This window comes from Thermosynechococcus sp. QS41 (assembly GCF_031583515.1).
GTDB lineage: Bacteria > Cyanobacteriota > Cyanobacteriia > Thermosynechococcales > Thermosynechococcaceae > Thermosynechococcus.
Genome location: NZ_CP134181.1, coordinates 1,056,828 through 1,076,491, shown reverse-complemented (window position 1 = coordinate 1,076,491; position 19,664 = coordinate 1,056,828). Strand labels below are relative to the sequence as shown.

The 19,664-nt window shown below is 52.3% G+C and carries 14 protein-coding genes and 1 CRISPR repeat array; of the genes, 7 read left to right on the top strand and 7 right to left on the bottom strand.

What is annotated here, in order from left to right; translation table 11 throughout:
* Nucleotides 1-31 precede the first annotated feature (31 nt).
* The 6 genes from rsfS to RHJ80_RS05020 all read left to right on the top strand — a co-directional run bounded on the left by rsfS (nucleotide 32) and on the right by RHJ80_RS05020 (nucleotide 8,027).
* Nucleotides 32-451, top strand: a complete 420-nt coding sequence (gene rsfS, locus RHJ80_RS05045; RefSeq protein ID WP_206201339.1) for a ribosome silencing factor — start codon at nucleotides 32-34, stop codon at nucleotides 449-451.
* A 3-nt stretch (nucleotides 452-454) separates the two neighbouring features.
* Entirely contained in the window at nucleotides 455-2,326 is a 1,872-nt protein-coding gene (locus RHJ80_RS05040) for a GTPase (protein ID WP_310801592.1), read from the top strand.
* 72 nt (nucleotides 2,327-2,398) lie between these two features.
* Entirely contained in the window at nucleotides 2,399-5,197 is a 2,799-nt protein-coding gene (locus RHJ80_RS05035; protein ID WP_310801591.1) for a cation-translocating P-type ATPase, read from the top strand.
* Nucleotides 5,198-5,227: 30 nt separating this feature from the next.
* Nucleotides 5,228-5,902 (top strand): two-component system response regulator RppA, encoded by a 675-nt coding sequence (rppA, locus tag RHJ80_RS05030; RefSeq protein ID WP_149817808.1) that lies wholly within the window; start codon nucleotides 5,228-5,230, stop codon nucleotides 5,900-5,902.
* Nucleotides 5,903-5,906: 4 nt separating this feature from the next.
* Nucleotides 5,907-7,301: an ATP-binding protein gene (locus RHJ80_RS05025; RefSeq protein WP_310801590.1), complete on the top strand. Its 1,395-nt coding sequence runs from the start codon at nucleotides 5,907-5,909 to the stop codon at nucleotides 7,299-7,301.
* Between the two features lie 111 nt (nucleotides 7,302-7,412).
* Entirely contained in the window at nucleotides 7,413-8,027 is a 615-nt protein-coding gene (locus tag RHJ80_RS05020; RefSeq protein ID WP_310743477.1) for a hypothetical protein, read from the top strand.
* On the opposite strand, the gene thrC is transcribed toward RHJ80_RS05020, so the two are convergent.
* Nucleotides 8,024-9,112 carry a threonine synthase gene (gene thrC / locus RHJ80_RS05015; protein ID WP_206201334.1) on the bottom strand — a complete coding sequence of 363 codons (1,089 nt, stop codon included), beginning with the start codon at nucleotides 9,110-9,112 and terminating at the stop codon, nucleotides 8,024-8,026. The two genes, RHJ80_RS05020 and thrC, sit on opposite strands and share 4 nt — an antisense overlap.
* Before the next feature lie 123 nt (nucleotides 9,113-9,235).
* On the opposite strand from thrC, the gene RHJ80_RS05010 reads away from it, so the two are divergent.
* A complete protein-coding gene (locus tag RHJ80_RS05010; protein WP_206201333.1) occupies nucleotides 9,236-9,850 on the top strand; it encodes a histidine phosphatase family protein in 615 nt (204 codons plus the stop codon).
* Between the two features lie 52 nt (nucleotides 9,851-9,902).
* Here RHJ80_RS05010 and cas5 read toward each other — a convergent pair whose 3' ends face one another.
* From cas5 to cas2, 6 genes are all read right to left on the bottom strand, one after another.
* Nucleotides 9,903-10,568, bottom strand: coding sequence for a CRISPR-associated protein Cas5 (gene cas5, locus RHJ80_RS05005; RefSeq protein ID WP_302676603.1), 666 nt, complete (start codon nucleotides 10,566-10,568; stop codon nucleotides 9,903-9,905).
* Nucleotides 10,568-11,440 (bottom strand): type I-B CRISPR-associated protein Cas7/Cst2/DevR, encoded by an 873-nt coding sequence (cas7i, locus tag RHJ80_RS05000; protein ID WP_206201331.1) that lies wholly within the window; start codon nucleotides 11,438-11,440, stop codon nucleotides 10,568-10,570. The genes cas5 and cas7i overlap by 1 nt, the downstream gene beginning before the upstream one ends.
* 29 nt (nucleotides 11,441-11,469) lie before the next feature.
* A complete protein-coding gene (gene cas8a1, locus RHJ80_RS04995; RefSeq protein WP_310801589.1) occupies nucleotides 11,470-12,918 on the bottom strand; it encodes a type I-MYXAN CRISPR-associated Cas8a1/Cmx1 in 1,449 nt (482 codons plus the stop codon).
* 83 nt (nucleotides 12,919-13,001) lie between these two features.
* The gene (cas3, locus tag RHJ80_RS04990) at nucleotides 13,002-15,158 is read right to left on the bottom strand and encodes a CRISPR-associated helicase Cas3' (RefSeq protein WP_310801588.1); all 2,157 of its coding nucleotides are present in this window, start codon (nucleotides 15,156-15,158) and stop codon (nucleotides 13,002-13,004) included.
* A 109-nt stretch (nucleotides 15,159-15,267) separates the two neighbouring features.
* Nucleotides 15,268-15,936: a type I-MYXAN CRISPR-associated protein Cas6/Cmx6 gene (gene cas6, locus RHJ80_RS04985; protein ID WP_310453400.1), complete on the bottom strand. Its 669-nt coding sequence runs from the start codon at nucleotides 15,934-15,936 to the stop codon at nucleotides 15,268-15,270.
* Nucleotides 15,937-16,157: 221 nt separating this feature from the next.
* Nucleotides 16,158-19,118: a CRISPR direct-repeat array (repeat unit 36 nt; unit sequence GTGCTCAACGCCTTACGGCATCAAAGGTAGAGGCAC).
* Between the two features lie 252 nt (nucleotides 19,119-19,370).
* Nucleotides 19,371-19,664 (bottom strand): CRISPR-associated endonuclease Cas2, encoded by a 294-nt coding sequence (gene cas2, locus RHJ80_RS04980; RefSeq protein WP_149817829.1) that lies wholly within the window; start codon nucleotides 19,662-19,664, stop codon nucleotides 19,371-19,373.

Sequence of the window (19,664 nt, the reverse complement as noted above, 5' to 3'; positions counted from 1 at the left end):
AAACCAATAGGTAAAATCAAAGGATAAAGGAGTGCGTTTAGGAGACAGCAGCCTGACTATTCAACAGATGCAACGGGTAGCCGCAATTGCTGACCCTAGCCTTAAACTAGCATGGACCGCAGCCTATGCCGCCGACGATCGCAAGGGAGTGGATATCTGCCTTTTGGATGTGAGTGGTGTGTCCTACCTCACCGATTACTTTGTGATCATTACGGGACTCTCAAAAACCCAAGTGCGCGCCATTTATCAAGGGATTGAGGAGGCGGCTCTTGAACATTGCCAACGCCAACCCCAACATATTGAAGGCCAAGCGGAATGTTCATGGGTGCTGATGGACTACGGTGATGTGATTGTCCATGTGCAGTTGCCCAAGGAACGTCAATACTACAACCTTGAGGCCTTTTGGGGCCACGCCCAACGCATTCCCTTTGAGTCACTAGTGACCACCTAGCCGATGCAGCCCTCTTGGTGGCAGTGGATTCTTTTGATCTTGCCACTGGTGGCGATCGCCAGCTTTATCCTCACCGCGGCCTCAATACAAATTCATGCTTGGGGACTGAGTTGGGTCTGGGCAGTAGTCGTGCTGATTCTGCTGCTGTGGCGGTGGGGGGTTGCCCATTGGCTCAAGGGTCAGCCGACAGAGATTGACCCCCGTCCCTTTGATTTGCCAAGAAGCAGTGATTCAGAAACGGCTCAACGCGCCCTGAAGATTCTCCAACACACCCTTGAGCAGAGTCGTCAAGACCCACCCCCTTGGGAAAATTGGCCACTCTTTTGGCAGCGGGCACAAACCCTCGTCAGTGAGATTGCCAAGGTCTATTATCCCAATGCTCAGCGTCCCCTGCTGCAAATCTATGTGCCCCAAGCCTACCGCCTCTTGCGGGACACGATTGATGATGTGGATCGCTGGCTGGAAACCCTCAACCCAATTTTGTCGCGGGTAACTGTGGGGCAGGCAGTGCGCGCCTATGAACTTTCACGGCAGGTGGCACCCGTTGCGCGTTGGGGCTTTACGGCTTGGAATTGGGCGCAGTGGCTCCTCAATCCAAGTGTGGCGATTACCAAAACCTTTACCCAAGAGCAGCAGCAAAAGGCCAATCAAGCCCTGATTGCTAACTTGGGGCTCACCCTGCGGGAACAGGTGCTCAAGGCCTTGGGACTGCGGGCGATCGCCCTCTACAGTGGCAGCCTCACCCAACTGGAATTACCCACCCCGCGCACAGATACAGGCACATTACAGGACATTTTAGAGCAGAGTCTGCCCCTTGCCCGTGCCGAAACTGAGCCTGTGAACGTCTTTCTCGTGGGTCGCACCGGCGCAGGCAAAAGTAGCCTGATCAATAGTTTATTTGCTGCCCCCACCACCCGTGTTTCCCCCTTGCCCAACACAAACGAGATCCGGCAATACCGTTGGCAGCAGGATTTGACCCTGTGGGATACCCCCGGCTACGAAGATATTCGCGGTGCCGATATTCAAGCTCGCCTGCGGGAATTACTGCCGCGCATGGATGTAGTGCTGCTGCTGACCCCAGCGCTGGATCCTGCCCTTGCCCCGGACATCACCGCCCTGCAATTGATTCGCCAAGAGGTGAGGGACTTGCCGATTGTGGTGGCGGTCACCCAAGTGGATCGGCTACGCCCCCTGCGGGAATGGCATCCCCCCTACGACTGGCAACGGGGTACCCGTCCCAAGGAAGTGAGTATTCGCGAGGCGGTGGCCTATCGCCAAGAACAGTTGGGCACCTATACGCCCCATATTTTGCCGATTGTCAACGGCACTGAAGAACGCATGGCTTGGGGACTCGATGCCCTCAGTGATACCCTTGTGAATTTAATTGCCCCCGCCAAGCAGATCCGCATGGCTCGCTGGCTTAGCGATCGCCAGACACGGCTTCACGCTGCTTCTCGCCTCATTGACACCTATTGCCACCGCATCACCACCAGTCAGGGCATTACCGATTTGCTCAAGCGACCAGTGCTCCAGTTTCTTTCGACCATGCTCACGGGGTCTCCCGCCGCTGCATGGCTCCTCGCTGAACAACTGCCCCTAGAACACCTGCCGGTGATTCTTTGTAAATTGCAACTGGCCTATGAACTCTACACGCTGTTGCAAAATGCCAGCGATCGCATCGAGGTACCAACGCGCCCCTTTGATCTGAAAACCTTGGCTCCCTTGCTGCTACAACGTCGTAGCCCCCTCAATCAAGACACTTGGGCAACGGGACACACCCTCGTAGAGTTTTGGACACAGCCTGAGCCACCTCTGACGCTGATGGCGCGCTATGAGGACTATTGGCAGCGCTTTGGTATGGTTCCAGAAAAATAGACGAAGATAAAGAAAGGATAAAAACTGTTCATCTCCTCACCCGCCATGACCTCCTCCAATGCCTCCTCCCCCATGGATCGTGAATCAGTTTGGCATGCTCTGAGTGCTGATGAAGTCATTAGCCGCTTGGGGAGCGATCGCCAACAGGGACTGAGTTCTGCAGAAGTGCAACGGCGACAAGCCCAATATGGCCGCAATGAACTCGTTGACAATGGCCGCCGCCCGCGCTGGCAGATTTTCATTGATCAGTTTCGCAATGTCATGCTGATCATGCTGCTCGTGGTGGCCTTCATCTCTGGCACATTGGAGATTCTCGAATCCCTCGAAGAAAACACCATCCCCTTCCCCAAGGACGCAACTGCAATTCTGGTGGTGGTGATTCTCAATGCCATTCTAGGTTATGTCCAAGAAGCCCGTGCTGAAGAGGCACTCGCTGCGCTGAAAAGTATGGCGGCGCCCAAGGTGCGTGTCCTGCGCGAGGGCAAGGTCATGGAAATTGATTCCCCTGAACTGGTGGTTGGGGACATTTTCTTTTTGGAAGCGGGGGTCAAAGTAGCTGCCGATGGTCGCCTCCTTGAAGCGGTCAACCTGCAAATCCGCGAGGCAGCACTCACCGGTGAAGCAGAAGCCGCCAGTAAAAATGCTGCGCAAATCTTGCCCCTTGATACGGAACTGGGCGATCGCGCCAATCTAGTCTTTGCGGGCACAGAGGTCAACCAAGGGCGAGGAGCCGCCATCGTCACCGCGATCGGCATGGACACTGAACTAGGGAAAATTGCCGCTGCCCTGCAAGGGGTGGAGCAGGAACCCACACCCCTGCAAAAACGGATGACCGAGCTGGGCAATCGCCTAGTCGCCATTGCGTTGGTGCTGGTGAGCATTGTCGTGATTGCTGGGGGTCTCTACGATCCCTCACTGCTGCCGCATCTCATTGAAGTCTCCCTCAGTATGGCGGTGGCCGTCGTCCCCGAAGGCTTGCCCGCCGTGATTACCGTCACCCTTGCATTGGGAACACAACGGATGGTGAAACGCCATGCCCTGATTCGGCGGCTGCCGGCCGTGGAGACACTGGGGAGTGTGACAACGATCTGCTCGGATAAAACGGGTACCCTCACCCAAAACAAAATGGTGGTGCAGGCAGTGGCTACTACCTTCTATCGCGCCAAGGTGAGCGGCAATGGCTATGAACCCAAGGGCGACTTTTACGACGCCAATACCGATGACGCCTCAGCATTATACGAACGGCACCTACTGCTACTGGCAGGGGCACTGTGTAATGATGCCTTGCTCAAACAACACGCAGCCGAATGGGTGATTCTCGGCGACCCGACCGAAGGCTCTCTCCTGCCCTTGGCCGCTAAAGGGGGGATTGACCTCAAAGCATTGCAGGAAACGGCGGAGCGGGTCGCGGAGTTTCCCTTTGATGCCGATCGCAAGCGCATGAGTACGTTCTACCGCAGTGAGTCCGTTCCTGCGATTGCCGCCAAGGAACCCTACTGGATGATTACCAAAGGGTCACCCGAACTGACCTTGGAACGCTGTCAATGGCGGCAGGTGGGTCGCGACATTCAACCCCTAACACTGGCCGATCGCCAAGAGATTCTCGCCCAAAACGATCGCTTTGCCGCTCAAGGGCTGCGGGTCTTGGGCATTGCCCATCGCTACTGGTCAGCGCTGCCACCAGCGGAGAGTGTAGACACCAGTGAGCAGGATTTGATCTGGTTGGGGCTAGTGGGCATTCTTGATCCCCCCCGTCCAGAGGTACTGGCGGCCGTCGCCACCTGTTGCACTGCTGGGATTCGCCCGATTATGATTACGGGGGATCATCAACTGACGGCACAGGCGATCGCCAGTCAAATTGGTATCTGTCAGTGGGGCGATCAGGCGCTAACCGGTCGAGACCTCGAAAAAATGAGTCCCGCAGAACTGGATGCAGCAACCCTGACCGTCAATGTCTATGCGCGGGTGTCTCCAGAACACAAACTGCGGATTGTGAAATCCTTGCAACGTCACGGTGAAATTGTGGCCATGACCGGTGATGGCGTCAATGATGCCCCTGCCCTCAAACAGGCCGACATTGGCGTAGCCATGGGGATTACGGGGACGGATGTCACCAAGGAAGCCAGCGATATGGTGCTCTTGGATGATAACTTTGCCACCATTGTCGCCGCTACCGAGGAAGGGCGAGTGATCTACAGCAATATTCGTCGCTTTATTAAATACATTCTCGGCTCCAACATTGGTGAGGTGATCACGATTGCCTGCTCACCCCTACTGGGACTAGGAGGTGTGCCTCTAACGCCCTTGCAAATCCTCTGGATGAACTTGGTGACGGATGGCCTGCCTGCCCTTGCCCTTGCTGTTGAGCCGGGGGATCCCGATGTCATGAAGCGTCCTCCGGTTAAACCCAATGAAAGTATTTTCAGCCGTGGCTTGGGTTCCTATATGATTCGTGTCGGTTTGATCTTGGCGATCGTCGGCATCTCCCTGATGGTATGGGCCTACAGCTACACCGCTGAACATCTGGAAGGAGGACTCGATCCAAGACGTTGGACAACCATGGTTTTTACCACCCTCTGTCTCGCTCAAATGGGTCATGCCCTTGCCGCCCGTTCCAGTACACGGCTGACGCTTGAAATGAGCCCCACCTCCAACCTCTTTGTTTGGGGATCAGTCATTTTGACAACGATTCTGCAACTCCTGCTGATCTACGCCTCCCCCTTGCGACGGTTCTTTGGTACCTATCTGCTCTCGGGAACTGAGCTAGCCGTGTGCATCGGCTTTAGCACCCTTGTCTTTGTGTGGGTGGAGCTAGAGAAACTGGTGTTGCGGCTATTCAACAAAGGCCAAGAACTAAAATTATTAGAGTAGTGTCTCTAGGTTGACTCAGGGTTTGGTTGGATGCGCATTCTCCTCGTAGAAGATGATCCAGAGCAACTAGAGCCGCTGAGCACTGCCCTCTCCCACGTGGGGCATCTGGTGGATGGAGTTCAGGAGGGAGAAACAGCCCAATGGCTGATGCAGGAAAAAACCTATGACTTGCTGATTTTGGACTGGATGCTACCGAAAGTCAGTGGCCTCGAACTGTGTAGCCAGTACCGTCAACAGGGGAAGAGCACACCCATACTGTTGCTCACCGCCAAAGATACCACTGCTGACAAAGTGATGGGGCTAGATGCGGGTGCCGATGATTATTTGATCAAGCCCGTGGATGTGATGGAACTGTTGGCGCGGGTGCGTGCCCTTGGCCGGCGATCGCCCCAATGGCTAGGCGATCAATTGTATCTGCAAGATTTAGTCTTAGATTTGCCCTCAATGACACTCCAACGGGGCGATCGCACGATCGTGCTCTCCACAAGGGAATACCAGTTTTTGGAGTTTTTTCTGCGTCATCCGGGGCAAGTCATTAGTCGCGAACAACTGGAACTGAACCTTTGGGAGTGGGACAATCAACCAGAAAGTAACGCCGTCAGTACCCAAATTCGCCGCTTGCGCCTGCGCCTAGGGGAGCTGGGGTGTGCCGATTGGCTAGAGACCATCTACGGTATGGGCTACCGCCTACAAGCCAGTTCCTAGAACGATGCTGAAGGGATTATGCCTAAAGGTTCAAGGATGGCAGCGACTGCCCCCCACCCAACGGGGCATTGTCATCATTGCCCTACCTGTGTGCTGTCTCTTGAGTACTGTGGGGGTGTTGATTTGGCTCAGTGCTAGCATTGCGGACTACGAAGGATGGGTGCGCCATACGCAACGGGTGCAGCTTGAGGGACGGGAGCTATTAAATCACCTCATTGATGCTGAAACAGGGGTGCGCGGCTATCATCTCACGCGACAGGTGGGCTTTCTCGAACCGTACTACACTGCTGCCGCCCAATTGCCCTTAACCCTTGAGAATTTAGAGGTACTGATCAGCGATAACCCACACCAGTTAGAGCACTTTCGGCACTTCAAATCCTTAGTAGAAGAAACTTTTCACTTGTTAGCACAGCAACTGGAGGACGCCCCCAACCTTTCTCTAGCAGAGACGGAGCAACGACTCTACTTTTATCGGCAATTGGAGCAAGCAAAACAGGCAATGGATCGTTCCCGTGTTGCTATTAACGCCTTCATGAGCGAAGAAGATCGCCTTTTGGCCGATCGCCAACAACATTTAGAGGCGCTGCGGCAGATCAATACCGTTGTGCTCCTATTGGCGGTGGTGGTGGGGTTGGGCAGTAGTGGTTTAGCAATTCATTGGTTTTGCCAACTCTATCAGGAAGTGGATCTGCGGGGACAGCGTCTTGAGGCCGCCTGCGATCGCCTAGCTCGATTTACGGCCAATGCTTCCCACGAACTGCGAGCACCCATTGCAGCAATTCTCAGCCATGCCCAAGTCGGACTCCTGCTGGCTCGACAAGCCCCTGAGCAGTCCCTACCTCGGCTAGAAAAAGTGGCCACGCTGGCGAAGGCCATGGGACAACTGGTAAATGATTTGCTCTTTCTGGCTCGCTATGAGGGGGTATCTCCCCCAGACTTTGCCACATCCTTTGATTTAGTGCCCTTCATCGAGCAAGTCGTCCAAGAATGGCAGGAAACAGGCACAGCTAGTCATCACTTTTATCTCGAAGTGCCATCGGTTCCTATGTTTATTCAGGGCGATCGCGAGATGCTCAAGCAAGTGATCCTCAATCTGCTCACCAATGCTGATCGCTATACCCCCAAGGGAGGCACGATTACGCTTCGGTTAGAACCGCAGGGAAGCTCAGCAGTGATTCACGTCAGTGATACAGGCATGGGAATTAGTGAAGCGGCCCTGCCCCATATTTTTGATTATTTCTATCGGGATGAGCGGGTGCGACAACAGGGCATTAGCGGTTCAGGGCTAGGACTAGCGATTGTGCGCCAAATCGTCCATCTTCACCGGGGCAGCATCACAGTTCACAGCCAAGAGAATCAAGGTTCTACCTTTACCGTCAGATTGCCCCTTGCTCCCTAGGATAGGCTGTCACTTTTACGTCACTTTCACTTGATATTCTCAAGCTGGATCTGGCACAAACCACTGCTCCAAGCGCCAGATCTGCTTACTCAAGTTGAATTGGAGGATAGGATGATGACTCTACGATGGCAACCTCTTGTGGCAACCACTGTTGCAGCAATTCTCCTACCGCTGACGATCGCTCCAGCCGCAATGGCACGTCCCGGCTCTCCTTCATCTAGCTCTGTGGAACGGGAGGCGCGGAGTGCGTTTCGAGACCTCGCCAAAGCGCAATATGAAGGGATGCGGGCAAAGTCCATGAGTGGGGTAGATGCCAGTCTCTTGAGCTTGGGCGATCGCCTACTGGCCTCAGCCCAGCAACTTCAGCAAAGCGGCAACTACTTCCAAGCCAAGGAAACGGCCAAAGCAGCCACCCGTATTTATGAAGCTGCTCGCAACCTCGGTGAGGCTCGCACGGGTCAAGCGGATCTCTCCCGCAGTTACTTTGATGCGCCTTTTCAAGTGAGTCGTGAGTTGACCCGCACCGAAGCAGAAATGGCCTACTTTCGTGGGGGCAATCCCACCGTGCGCGATCTGTTTAGCCGTGCTCAGCAGTTAGCTCAACCTGCCAGCTTGACAGCAGCTGCACCCACCACCGCCAATGTTGCCAGCTTAGCCACCAATCGAGCCGCAGTACAACTCTTGAAGGCCAGTCGCCACCTGATGCGAGCGGAACGCGGTTTCTAAAAGCCCATGACCTTGGCTACGGTTTGCTCAGTGGGTTCAATGTGGCGGTGGAAGCGATCGCTCTGTTGCTTGAGCGCTGTTTCTGGATCCTTGAGACCATTGCCCGTCAGTACACAAACCACCGTGGCACCACTGGGCACCTGATCGGCCAATTTCAAGAGACCCGCCACAGAAGCCGCACTAGCAGGTTCACAGAAGATACCTTCCTCAGAAGCCAGCAGGCAATAGGCATTGAGGATTTCCTCATCGGTGACGGCCTCAAAGGTTCCTTGACTGGCTTCTTTGACAGCGATCGCCCGTTGCCAGTTGGCAGGATTACCAATACGAATGGCCGTCGCAATCGTTTCCGGATGGGTGACAATCTCACCCTTGACAAGGGGGGCAGATCCCGCTGCTTGAAAGCCCATCATGCGCGGCAGGCGATCGCAACGATTTTGCTCACGATACTGGCAAAAGCCCATCCAATAGGCGGTAATGTTTCCTGCATTACCCATAGGGATACACAGCCAATCGGGGGCATTGCCCAAGCTATCCACCACCTCAAAGGCGGCTGTTTTCTGTCCTTCTAGCCGATAGGGATTGACGGAATTGACCAGCGTCACGGGGTAAGTTTCCGCCATTAGGCGCACAATCTCTAGGGCTTTATCAAAGTTGCCCTCAATGGCAATGACTTCGGCACCATACAGGAGGGCTTGGGCGAGTTTCCCTTGGGCAACATAGCCTTCGGGCACCAAGACATAGGCGCGCAGTCCCGCTCGGCGGGCATAGGCGGCAGCAGCGGCTGAGGTATTGCCTGTGCTGGCACAGATCACGGCTTCGGCTCCCGCTTCCTTGGCCTTGGAAATGGCCATCGTCATGCCGCGATCTTTGAAGCTCCCCGTCGGGTTGAGGCCATCGTACTTGACATAAACCGAGACATTGCGGCCAATCCGTGCAGCAATTTGAGGCACGGGAATTAGTGGTGTATTGCCTTCATAGAGCGTAACTACTGGAGTGCGATCGCTCACGGGCAAAAAGTCACGGTAGGCGTGAATCAGGCCATGCCAAGCAGGACGGATGGGGGGAGCAGAGAGTGTTACAGGCACAGGTACGCAGTCAAGAAATATGAATAAATTTGAGGCTGAGGATAGAGCGCAGCCACACAGTACGATAATTTTAGCGATCAGGGGTTGCACTTGCCAATTGCCGCCCTAGGGGAGAGCTACACAATGCGCTTAATTTTGATCCGCCATGGTGAGGCTGTGGGTAATGCCTCAGGTGTCATGTTAGGACGGCAAGATGTGCCCCTCACAGAACGGGGACGGCAGCAAGCCCTTGCCCTGCGGGAAAAACTCCCACCGCCGAATGCCATTTACACGAGTCCGCTGCAACGCTGCCACGATACGGCGATGCTCATGAATCCTCGTCCTGACCTAAAGGTTCAAGAGTTGGCGGAGTTAATTGAAATTGATCAGGGCATTTTCACAGGACTCACGTGGGCGCAGGCGCAGGCGCAGCATCCCGATCTCTGTGAAAAACTTGAAGAGAGTGACTACCTGATTCCCGTACCAGAGGCAGAGTCAATGGCCATGGCCTGGCAGCGGGCAAAACAGGCTTGGAAACAACTCCGACGCCACAGGGATGAGCAGTGTGTTTGGTGTATTAGTCATGGCGGCTTTTTGCAGTGCCTGATTAGTGTTGTGTTGGGGAGCGATCGCCTGTGGGGGATGGAAATTCCCCCCGCTGCTTGGTTTGACTTTTCAGTACGAGTGGATTTAGATGGCCGCTTTGAGGCAGAAAATATCCGCTGGTGGCGCATCAATGCCTTTAATCAGTGCTCCTAGACGGCCAGCTCAGGCTAAGGTTGTTAACAAACCGCAATTTGCTCGATTGGCATCAAGATCTGCGAGCGGCGGAGGGTCGCGATCTTGGGGTTGGCACAGTTAGCTGCGGAATCCTGACCCAGCAATGGTCTTCAAATTCGTTGCCTAAGCGAAAGCGTTGAAAGGTTCCTTGGCTGCTCTGACGATCAATCCAGATGGGCAGGCTAATGAGACCTCGATTGTCTTTAATGAGCCAGCGGATCGAGCCATCGTTGTCCCGATAGGGGCGTACACCATTGACCAGTGCCCACGACTCCCCCAAACTCAGGCCACCAAAGCGGGAAATTTGCTGGGGTGTGGTGAGGGCGATCGCCAGCCGATCAACCAGCTTCAGTGGTGCATTTTCCTCACTCGAATCAACTTTGACAACCACTTGCACATCTGTGAGCAGTTCATGGTGATTCGGCTTGGAGAATTTACTCGTGGAATAGGTGCCGAGGCGATTCTTACTGAACTTGTGATGCCGCTGTTTGCGTAAAATTCGCGAAATGGGCGGGTCAGCACCAACGATACCAATGGCCAGTTTGACACCCCAATGTTGATCCAAATTCTCTTCACCGATCAGGGAAAGGAGCATGCCATAGATCGTGGAGGGGGGTGGATAGCGGTAGGTCTCCTTAAAGTCACGGGCAAAGCTGCGGGGAAAACTGGTACAGGGACAATCAATGTAAAGTTGCATTAGACAGGTACCTCAAGCTTGAGTTGTTGCTTTAATTGTTCTTTGGCGTGAGCGATCGCTTCTTTGACCCCGCGATAGACCTGAACCCCTAACGCCTTTAACTGCTGACCATAGGGGGTATCGGCAATCTCACCGCCAACGATTAGCTCATCAGCCTTCACATCCCCCACTTCCACTAGTCGCACTAGCCGCGGGCAGCCCACCGATTCGCCAATGCGCTTAAACACGTCCATAATCCAAGGACTCGGATCATCGGTTATCCGAAGCACAATGGACTCTGGACGAAAGTCGTACAAAAAGCGGGCATGGTTACCGCCCACATGACGGACAGCGCCAATAGCATCCAAGGCGAGTAGTGCCCGTTCCGGTTTCTTAAGACTTTCTGGCGTGAGGGCGATCGTGTACTGATAGGCAGTGCAGTGCACCTCTGTACTGTGAATCGAGGTTTTGCCCTTTTCCCCCCCTTTCGAGCCAAAGGCAATATCCCCCCAATAGGGATCCAGACTCATAGCGCGACTAATTTCTAGGGCACCACGCCGTTTGGTCGTGGCATCTTCATTATCCTTCCCCTTTTTGGCGTCCATGTAGCCAAACAAGTCATCATCAATATATTTCTCAGCACTGAACTTTTCATCTTTGAAGCTATATCGATCGGTTTCAGGGTTAAATGTACGGTTGGTCTCTTTTTCGTAATGGTTTTGAAAATACTCCCGCAATCCCCAACGGATCGCTTCTGCACTCACAGTAGTGTATTGATCATTGCCACGGGTGATTTTTTGCAAAGTTGAGAGGGTGCTGCCATCCCCTTCCCCGCGGTTGTTGGCTGCGACAGCAGTGGTCGTTACAATTGTTGCAAAAAGATGTTTCGTCATTGTTATTTCTCCTGAATTAGAGACAGAAACTATTCATCGGCGAAGGAAAACATTTCATCTTCTGTGACATCCCCTTCAGCCATTGATTCCAAGGGGATATCGACACCGTTGAGAGAGTCTCCTCTCTTACTGCGGTAGGTAGCGATCGCCAGCAGTACCAGATCTCTTGCTCGCCGCCAGTTTTCCTCACGGTGAATCCAGTGAACAATTTGCGGGCCCTTATCGCGAGCGGCCTTGCTGCGAAACTGGCTTAGGAAATCCACCAATGCAGTAGCAAATTCCTGTTGCGTACTCGGACGTTGGAATCGGTAGATAACCTTATCGGTCACTTGCCCATAGTCTAAGTTGCGACCTTGCTTTTGAGCCTGTTTGAATTGCCCAGACAGGTATACGCTAAAGGCACCTTGGACCACCTCAAACAGCACTCGCTCATCAGGATTCAAGTATTCAGTCATTTTTACCAACCCTTCACGTTCATAGGCCTTATTACGTTTGTAAAACTCAAAGAAACCTGCATACCAAGGCTGACCTCCAATTAAATTGTCACAAATCCAAGGCAGTGCTTTAGAAAGAGCTAACCAAGTTTCACCATTCTCCTTTTGTCGCACACGAGCAGGAAAGACTTGGCGGGCGACTTCATACAATTCGAGGACTTCATCCGTAACCTCTACGCGATACACCGCCTGTTTCAGGTAAGCTTGCTGGGCATCCCAGACTTGCTTCCCCAACTGGTAAACCTCGCAGTAGTGCCCGCCAAACTGCTGACTCTCTTCTATTGCCTTCTCTTGCAGTAGAAAGTGCAAAGCAGATTCACCAGCGCCACTGCTACGAAAGTCTCGATAGGTGCACCCCGACATCGCCCGACGGCGCTTAACCCAGTGCTTTAGATTTTGAACTTCAGGAATCACCAGTGCTGAGCGGGCAGAGAGCTTGCCACCAACAGTTTGGGGAGGAAGTTGGTAGTAGCCACAGGCAAGGGGCAAAAAAAGCAACGCCAGAAAGCCCTGCGGCGATTCTTGATAGGGACCATTGACAAAACATTCCACCAGTCCGGGCAGATGATTTCCCTTCAGGGGAATTTCTTTTTTGAAGGCTCCCTTATTGTTAAAGGCCTCCTTGATGTCGCTGGTGTAATAACAGCTCTCTAGGGGCTTCACCTCAATCGAGATCTCTGGTTGATCCGGCTCAATTAAGAACGTGCGAGTGACAGAAGTGTTGCTGAGTTTGCGCTGCGTATTGTGCTGGAGGAATGTGGTGAGTACCCCTTGGGTAAACGTGTATTGCCCCTGTGCATCAAGCTTGAGGGCAGGAACCTCTAGATAGCCTTGGTGATTAATCTGATAGGTTTGCTTTAGCAGCCATGTCACAACCTTTTGATCACTGTCTTTCCATGTCAACTCAACTGCTTCATCAGTAATGTTCCACGCCAATGGAGCATCATTGCGTTGGTTCTCCAGTTCAGATAAGGCTAGAGCCAATCCTGCAACCCCTGCGCGATGGGGGAGGAGGAAATTAGGGTCAAAAAGGGACAGGGTAAACTGACTCAAAGCTCACTCACCTCCTACTTAGGTTCAACAGCACCCAGTTCTGGGCAATAGCGCCACTGCTCTCTAGGGGCAATGAGATAACCGCTCTTATGGCGCTGCCAACCTTTGATGTTCTTAGTAGGGAGGGGAAGGGTGTAGCGCGGCAATTCACTCGACTTCAGTGGGGCAATTTTTTCCAGCTCTTGTTCGAGGAGTGCAGTAATGGTATAGCCTGCTTCACGCAAGGGAGCAGAGTAGGTTTGCCAGCGACCGTCTAGCCAGATGCAGTGCTCCTTTGGCTTGGTGTTAATATTCACTTGCTTGAGCCAGTCTGACAGTTGCCTTTGACTCACATCTTGTTTTTTGAAGGCGCGTGCCAGTGCCCAGCCTGCCTCTAAGTCCCCTTGCTTATAGGGAAAACCAACGTTTTCGTCAGGGTAAAAGAGAGCATCACAGGAATGACCACAGTATTGGCGATTTAGTCGCCCCAATCGCTGAATTAGCCCTGCGGGATCCGCCACTTGAGTCACAAGGAGGGTTGCAGATAGATCCAAAGACATTTCTGCCACTTGGGTCGTAATTGCTAGAACAGCTTGATCTTGCTGGAAAGCCTCCACCACGGCACGATGGTGTTTCACCCGATCTTCATAGCGAAAGCGACTGTGATAAAGGAGAGGCGTCAAGCCCCTCTTTTTTGCCTCTTGGTAGATGGCGATCGCTGTATCGACCTGATTGCAAACCCACAGAACTCTACCGCCCTGGTCAAGTTCTTGCTGAACCCGCTCCCAATCTGGCTGTGCTAGCTCATGGAAACGATAGCGGGGCAGGTCTTCTAGCGTTTGAGGGCCTTGAATTATTGCAATTTCCTCTGCCACTGCCTGCTGAATCGCCGCCACCTGCGCCGGTAGAAATGAGGCAGACATCAGCAAAATCGGCGCTTTAACAACCTTGAGAAATCGCAGTAAGGCACCAAAGAGAGCATCGTCATAGCAATGAACTTCATCAAAGACGAAAGCAGCCTTGGCAAGAGCTGGAAAGCAGTACAGGGGACGGCGATGACATTGCAGGAGTCCCAAAACGGTATCCACAGTGCAAACATTAACCTTTGCCCCCCAAGCCTTGAAGGCTTCTAATTTCTGAGCGGCCTCATTAACCGCTCCATCGCCATTGTCTTCTTCTTCTCCTGTGTAAGCCAACTCCAAATCAATAGCCGACCGAGAGTGCAACAGCTCTGACTCTACTTGGTGATGAACATAGCCCAGAAAGCCCTCAGTGCTGGTGCCGGTTGTTGGATAGCAGAAAAATAACTTGCGTCCAATGCCGTGGCGGAGCGCCCAATTATAAGCCCCCAAGGTTTTGCCGGTACCGCAACCTGCTCGTGCCAATGTTACCCGTTTCGACTTGTCTTTAAGATCAATCTGAAATGGGCGCAGTGGATATTCCCCCCGACGCGCATCAATGACCTTTTGTAAATCAGCTTCCGTGAGGGTATTCTCTAGCTCTGATCGAATCCACTCCTGAATATTCGTTGAAACCTGCGCCGAGGCAGAACCAATGGCATCTGCTGCAATCAGTAGCGCTTTAACAACGGCAAGAAACGCTAGATCTGGTTCCCATTCGATGAAAGCATTCAAGACTTCGTCACGCTTATCTTTGATTGTTTTAATATCCCATCGCGATGAGAACGCAAAAGGAGGAATGATTTGAGGCAGCCCTAGGGTTCTCACCCCATAGCGAAGCAGCTTGTGGAAGGAAGGATGATGGACATACCAGTACAGGTAAGGGTCGCCACTGCCCTCGCGGATCTCCCCCAGTGCACCGGTGTTTCGCCCCTGCTGACCGCCTAATTTGAGGTGATGTCCTCCTGCTGCGGCGATCGCTGTCATCAAGTCAGCATTGGGGCATTGGCCAAGCCAGTTTCGGAACTCCCACGCCAGCAAGACAGACCCCACTTCATGACGGATTAGTTGTGGGTATTGCAAGGGGTTCTGTTGAGGCTGCACAGATGGAGTTGAACCCCTGAGGGAGTACCTTACCACCCCTTGAAATTGGTGATTGGCCTTGCCCCAGTCGTGTAAATAGGCTGCCAGCCGTGCCGTTGCCCTCAGGGTTTCCCTAGTGTCGTTGCTAAATCCAAACTGCTGGAGCAACTCTGTGCCCAAGGCATCAACCAAAGTGGTAATTGACTTCACAACCGCCGCGGTATGACCAGCTAAATGATACGTTCCTCTCCAGTCGGCGCTGCTTGGGAGTGAAGATTTTGCCAACAAAATATCTGGGTCTAGTTTTGGGAGTGGAGAACTAGGCGGCATCTGTTTCCTCCTTGACCGGGTAAAACCAGCCGCAGCCAAAATGTCTTCGTCCTCCTAATCCATGCCACTGCAACTTTAGAGAATCTTCAGGAGTTAAATCTTCAACAATCACACGGTAGCCTACGACTTTTTTGCCTTTCACTTGAATCGTGCGCCGTGCTAAATCACCATTCGGATCAGAAGGAATAAATACCTTTCCCTGAATGCCTAAATGAGTTAGGCCTTTTTGACAAGATTCCAAAAAATAGCGGGGCACTTCTAGGTGATCAATTGCTTCTAATTTGAAAGTGACTAGGCGAGCTGCGAGGGTTCCTGAAGGCTCTGGCAATGTAATTCGAGGTTGCACAAGGCGAATCAGATGCCCCTGAATATCCAACACTTGGTTCTGGAAAAAGCGATACCACGTCTGCACTTGATCTGTAGGACAGCGAAGGCGAAAGCGTGAAGCACGATTTAGATAAATCATTCCCTCACCGTTAGGAATTCCAGCAATACTACTAAGGCGAAGATCACTTGGTATATCTGAAGGTAGATCTGGCCGCCCCGATTGTTGCAACTGTTTTTTAATAGCAGAGTACAATGCATAGCCATGATCTGCTGGCAGTGTTCTTCCACGCAAGCTGTAATGGATTTCAAGAAAGTGATTGTGGCTAGTCATAACGCTATCTTATTATCCCCGCCTAATCTGAATGCTTTCCCTCAACTATGGGTCTCTGGAGCACTGCCAAGGGTAGCCACTGTCTAGTTTCAAGAATCATGCTAATGGATGGCTTATAGTTGTCAACTTACAAAAATTTTAACTTCTACTGTAGGTAACCACAAGGAGCAAAAAAGCTTTTGGATACAAATTTTTATTTTTATTCAAGAAAGTTAACCAACCACTGGGCTAGCCCACAGCGCTAGGAGTAGAGGCAGTATTAATCACTATTAATCTTGTCCACAACGTCCTCTGGCAAAAGTGCTCAACGCCTTACGGCATCAAAGGTAGAGGCACTAGTGAGGCTGCAGCATAATAAAGTTATCAGGAAAGTGCTCAACGCCTTACGGCATCAAAGGTAGAGGCACTTAAAGAACTGTTGCCAAGTACACAGTCTGCATCCTCAAGTGCTCAACGCCTTACGGCATCAAAGGTAGAGGCACCTCAATTTGGCGCGCAAAGTCACCCGCGCCTTGCTGTGCTCAACGCCTTACGGCATCAAAGGTAGAGGCACACAGCCATCGGTAGGCAACCAGTAGGCATCGACAACGTGCTCAACGCCTTACGGCATCAAAGGTAGAGGCACAGTCGTAGGCTCGGAGAGGGCAAATCGGAGAGGGGTGCTCAACGCCTTACGGCATCAAAGGTAGAGGCACATTTCCAGTAAGCGTACCAGTAAGGTCCATGGGGAGTGCTCAACGCCTTACGGCATCAAAGGTAGAGGCACCTGGCCTGCCGTAAGGCTTGCCTTGCGTAGTGCCCGGCCAGTGCTCAACGCCTTACGGCATCAAAGGTAGAGGCACATGTTCCCTATGAGGAGGTGACAAAAGAACAGCGTGTGCTCAACGCCTTACGGCATCAAAGGTAGAGGCACATGCATCGCCTAATGCAAATGCATCGCCTAACGATGGTGCTCAACGCCTTACGGCATCAAAGGTAGAGGCACGCATAGGGCAAAGGCCACAAAGAGGGCAAAGGCCAGTGCTCAACGCCTTACGGCATCAAAGGTAGAGGCACAGCATGTTGAACGCCTAGTAATCGTAAACGACGGTGCTCAACGCCTTACGGCATCAAAGGTAGAGGCACTAACTTGATCCATTTGCGGCAAATCTTGCGTTTGCTGGTGCTCAACGCCTTACGGCATCAAAGGTAGAGGCACTTAAAATATAACTACCTCCCCCAAGCCGCATTAACGTGCTCAACGCCTTACGGCATCAAAGGTAGAGGCACTGAAGGCTTTCAAAAAGCCTTTTATGTTTGAGTAGTGCTCAACGCCTTACGGCATCAAAGGTAGAGGCACAAGTCAGCCCGCGAAGGAAGCCAGCCCGCACTCCAAGGTGCTCAACGCCTTACGGCATCAAAGGTAGAGGCACAAAACCACGGCAAGGAAAGCCACGGCAAGGAAAGCGTGCTCAACGCCTTACGGCATCAAAGGTAGAGGCACGATCAAACAGATTCAGAGAACGGCAATCAGGCGAGGTGCTCAACGCCTTACGGCATCAAAGGTAGAGGCACCATCAGAGGCATCCCGCATCAGAGGCATCCCGGTGCTCAACGCCTTACGGCATCAAAGGTAGAGGCACCAATAATATTCAGCAAGAAATGGATGCTATTCAAGTGCTCAACGCCTTACGGCATCAAAGGTAGAGGCACTCAAATAGAACCTTTAAGTAAAACGAGTATTTATGTGCTCAACGCCTTACGGCATCAAAGGTAGAGGCACCTGTTTAGCTTGACCTACATTTCCAAAATCAAGGTGCTCAACGCCTTACGGCATCAAAGGTAGAGGCACTTGCAGCTAATGTATGTGATTACTGTCGGATTCAAGTGCTCAACGCCTTACGGCATCAAAGGTAGAGGCACGTTAGAAACACTCTAAAAAGAGGTCAATTCAGCTAGTGCTCAACGCCTTACGGCATCAAAGGTAGAGGCACACCCAAACTTTGGATGCCGTTGTTGCGACTAGCGCGTGCTCAACGCCTTACGGCATCAAAGGTAGAGGCACGAGAAGGATGTTTAATTTTACGAGGCGCCTCTCCTTGTGCTCAACGCCTTACGGCATCAAAGGTAGAGGCACAGTTTATAGGAGATAACCAATTATGGAACAGGAAAGTGCTCAACGCCTTACGGCATCAAAGGTAGAGGCACACCGCCGCTATTTGAACCACTGCCACTGCCTGAGCGTGCTCAACGCCTTACGGCATCAAAGGTAGAGGCACCCCCCCCGCTTAGGATTAGCCCCCCGCTTAGGATAAAGTGCTCAACGCCTTACGGCATCAAAGGTAGAGGCACTAAGGATCGATGGGAAGAAAGTAATGCCAGTCCGTGCTCAACGCCTTACGGCATCAAAGGTAGAGGCACTAACAGGCACACAAAAACTAGGGGCTGCAATAGGAAGTGCTCAACGCCTTACGGCATCAAAGGTAGAGGCACAAAGAGCCATCCCGCAAGGAAAGAGGAAAGAGCGTGCTCAACGCCTTACGGCATCAAAGGTAGAGGCACTTGAAAGTCTTTGTCGTTCATCGCTTTTTCCCGATACGTGCTCAACGCCTTACGGCATCAAAGGTAGAGGCACCTGCTGATCGCTTTATTTGCTCTGCCTTCTCTTTGCGTGCTCAACGCCTTACGGCATCAAAGGTAGAGGCACTCCATGGAGTGGTTGTGTTCTTTTCATGCACATACGTGCTCAACGCCTTACGGCATCAAAGGTAGAGGCACAATGAACGAACGGGATTTTGACGTTCTTGTGACGTAGTGCTCAACGCCTTACGGCATCAAAGGTAGAGGCACAAGCAGAGGCATCCCGCAAGGAAAGCAAAGGAAAGGTGCTCAACGCCTTACGGCATCAAAGGTAGAGGCACAGGAAGTTTGAGGGTAATAAAGGCACCATCTTGTTGTGCTCAACGCCTTACGGCATCAAAGGTAGAGGCACGAACGCCAACGCAAAGGAACGCCAACGGCAAAGGGTGCTCAACGCCTTACGGCATCAAAGGTAGAGGCACACAACGTAAATTTAGACATGAAACACAAAATGTTTGTGCTCAACGCCTTACGGCATCAAAGGTAGAGGCACCGCAAGCACAGAAGCGAAATTATCGATCTTCTCCGTGCTCAACGCCTTACGGCATCAAAGGTAGAGGCACAGCGGCGCCCTAGAAATGCCTCTATGACTAGCTTAGCACAGTCACTTTTCAAGCACCTCAGGCACTTCGTTTTTTTGTGACTGTAAAATTTTTAGCCTCGGTCAGTATTCAGTTGTCGATCCCGCTCTGGGGAATAGGTTCAGAGATTTTCAAGCACCTCTAAATCTAACAAAAACTCTCAAACCTAGTCAAGGGGCTGTATTTGAATATCAGTGCGTTCGGAGAATATTTGAGTCCAGAGGTGCTTGCATGCTAAAAGATTTTGAAGTTCTGCTCCGACATTGGCCATGTCCCCGCTCGGTTGCAAGCGCATACCCGCTCAACGCATTGGCTGCACAATCCTACGATTAGGAGACTGTCTTCCTTGGTGAGGATTTTTTCCAGTTGCCAGCGCAGCTTTTCCCGCTCCCGTGGCGTGAGACGACAGCGAAAAATCGAGAACTGTAATCGTTCACCATAGCCCTCTAACTGCTTATAAGCCTGTCGCCAGCGCTTGGGGTCGCGGATGTCGTAGCAGATGAGGTACCAATTTTTGGATTCACCCAT

Excerpts from the sequence above, each read along its gene's own strand:
- RHJ80_RS05040 (WP_310801592.1), top strand. The coding sequence starts at position 455 with ATGCAGCCCTCTTGGTGGCAGTGGATTCTTTTGATCTTGCCACTGGTG.
- RHJ80_RS05035 (WP_310801591.1), top strand. The coding sequence starts at position 2,399 with ATGGATCGTGAATCAGTTTGGCATGCTCTGAGTGCTGATGAAGTCATT.
- rppA (WP_149817808.1), top strand. The coding sequence starts at position 5,228 with ATGCGCATTCTCCTCGTAGAAGATGATCCAGAGCAACTAGAGCCGCTG.
- RHJ80_RS05025 (WP_310801590.1), top strand. The coding sequence starts at position 5,907 with ATGCTGAAGGGATTATGCCTAAAGGTTCAAGGATGGCAGCGACTGCCC.
- RHJ80_RS05020 (WP_310743477.1), top strand. The coding sequence starts at position 7,413 with ATGATGACTCTACGATGGCAACCTCTTGTGGCAACCACTGTTGCAGCA.
- RHJ80_RS05010 (WP_206201333.1), top strand. The coding sequence starts at position 9,236 with ATGCGCTTAATTTTGATCCGCCATGGTGAGGCTGTGGGTAATGCCTCA.
- cas5 (WP_302676603.1), bottom strand. The coding sequence starts at position 10,568 with ATGCAACTTTACATTGATTGTCCCTGTACCAGTTTTCCCCGCAGCTTT.
- cas7i (WP_206201331.1), bottom strand. The coding sequence starts at position 11,440 with ATGACGAAACATCTTTTTGCAACAATTGTAACGACCACTGCTGTCGCA.
- cas6 (WP_310453400.1), bottom strand. The coding sequence starts at position 15,936 with ATGACTAGCCACAATCACTTTCTTGAAATCCATTACAGCTTGCGTGGA.
- cas2 (WP_149817829.1), bottom strand. The coding sequence starts at position 19,664 with ATGGGTGAATCCAAAAATTGGTACCTCATCTGCTACGACATCCGCGAC.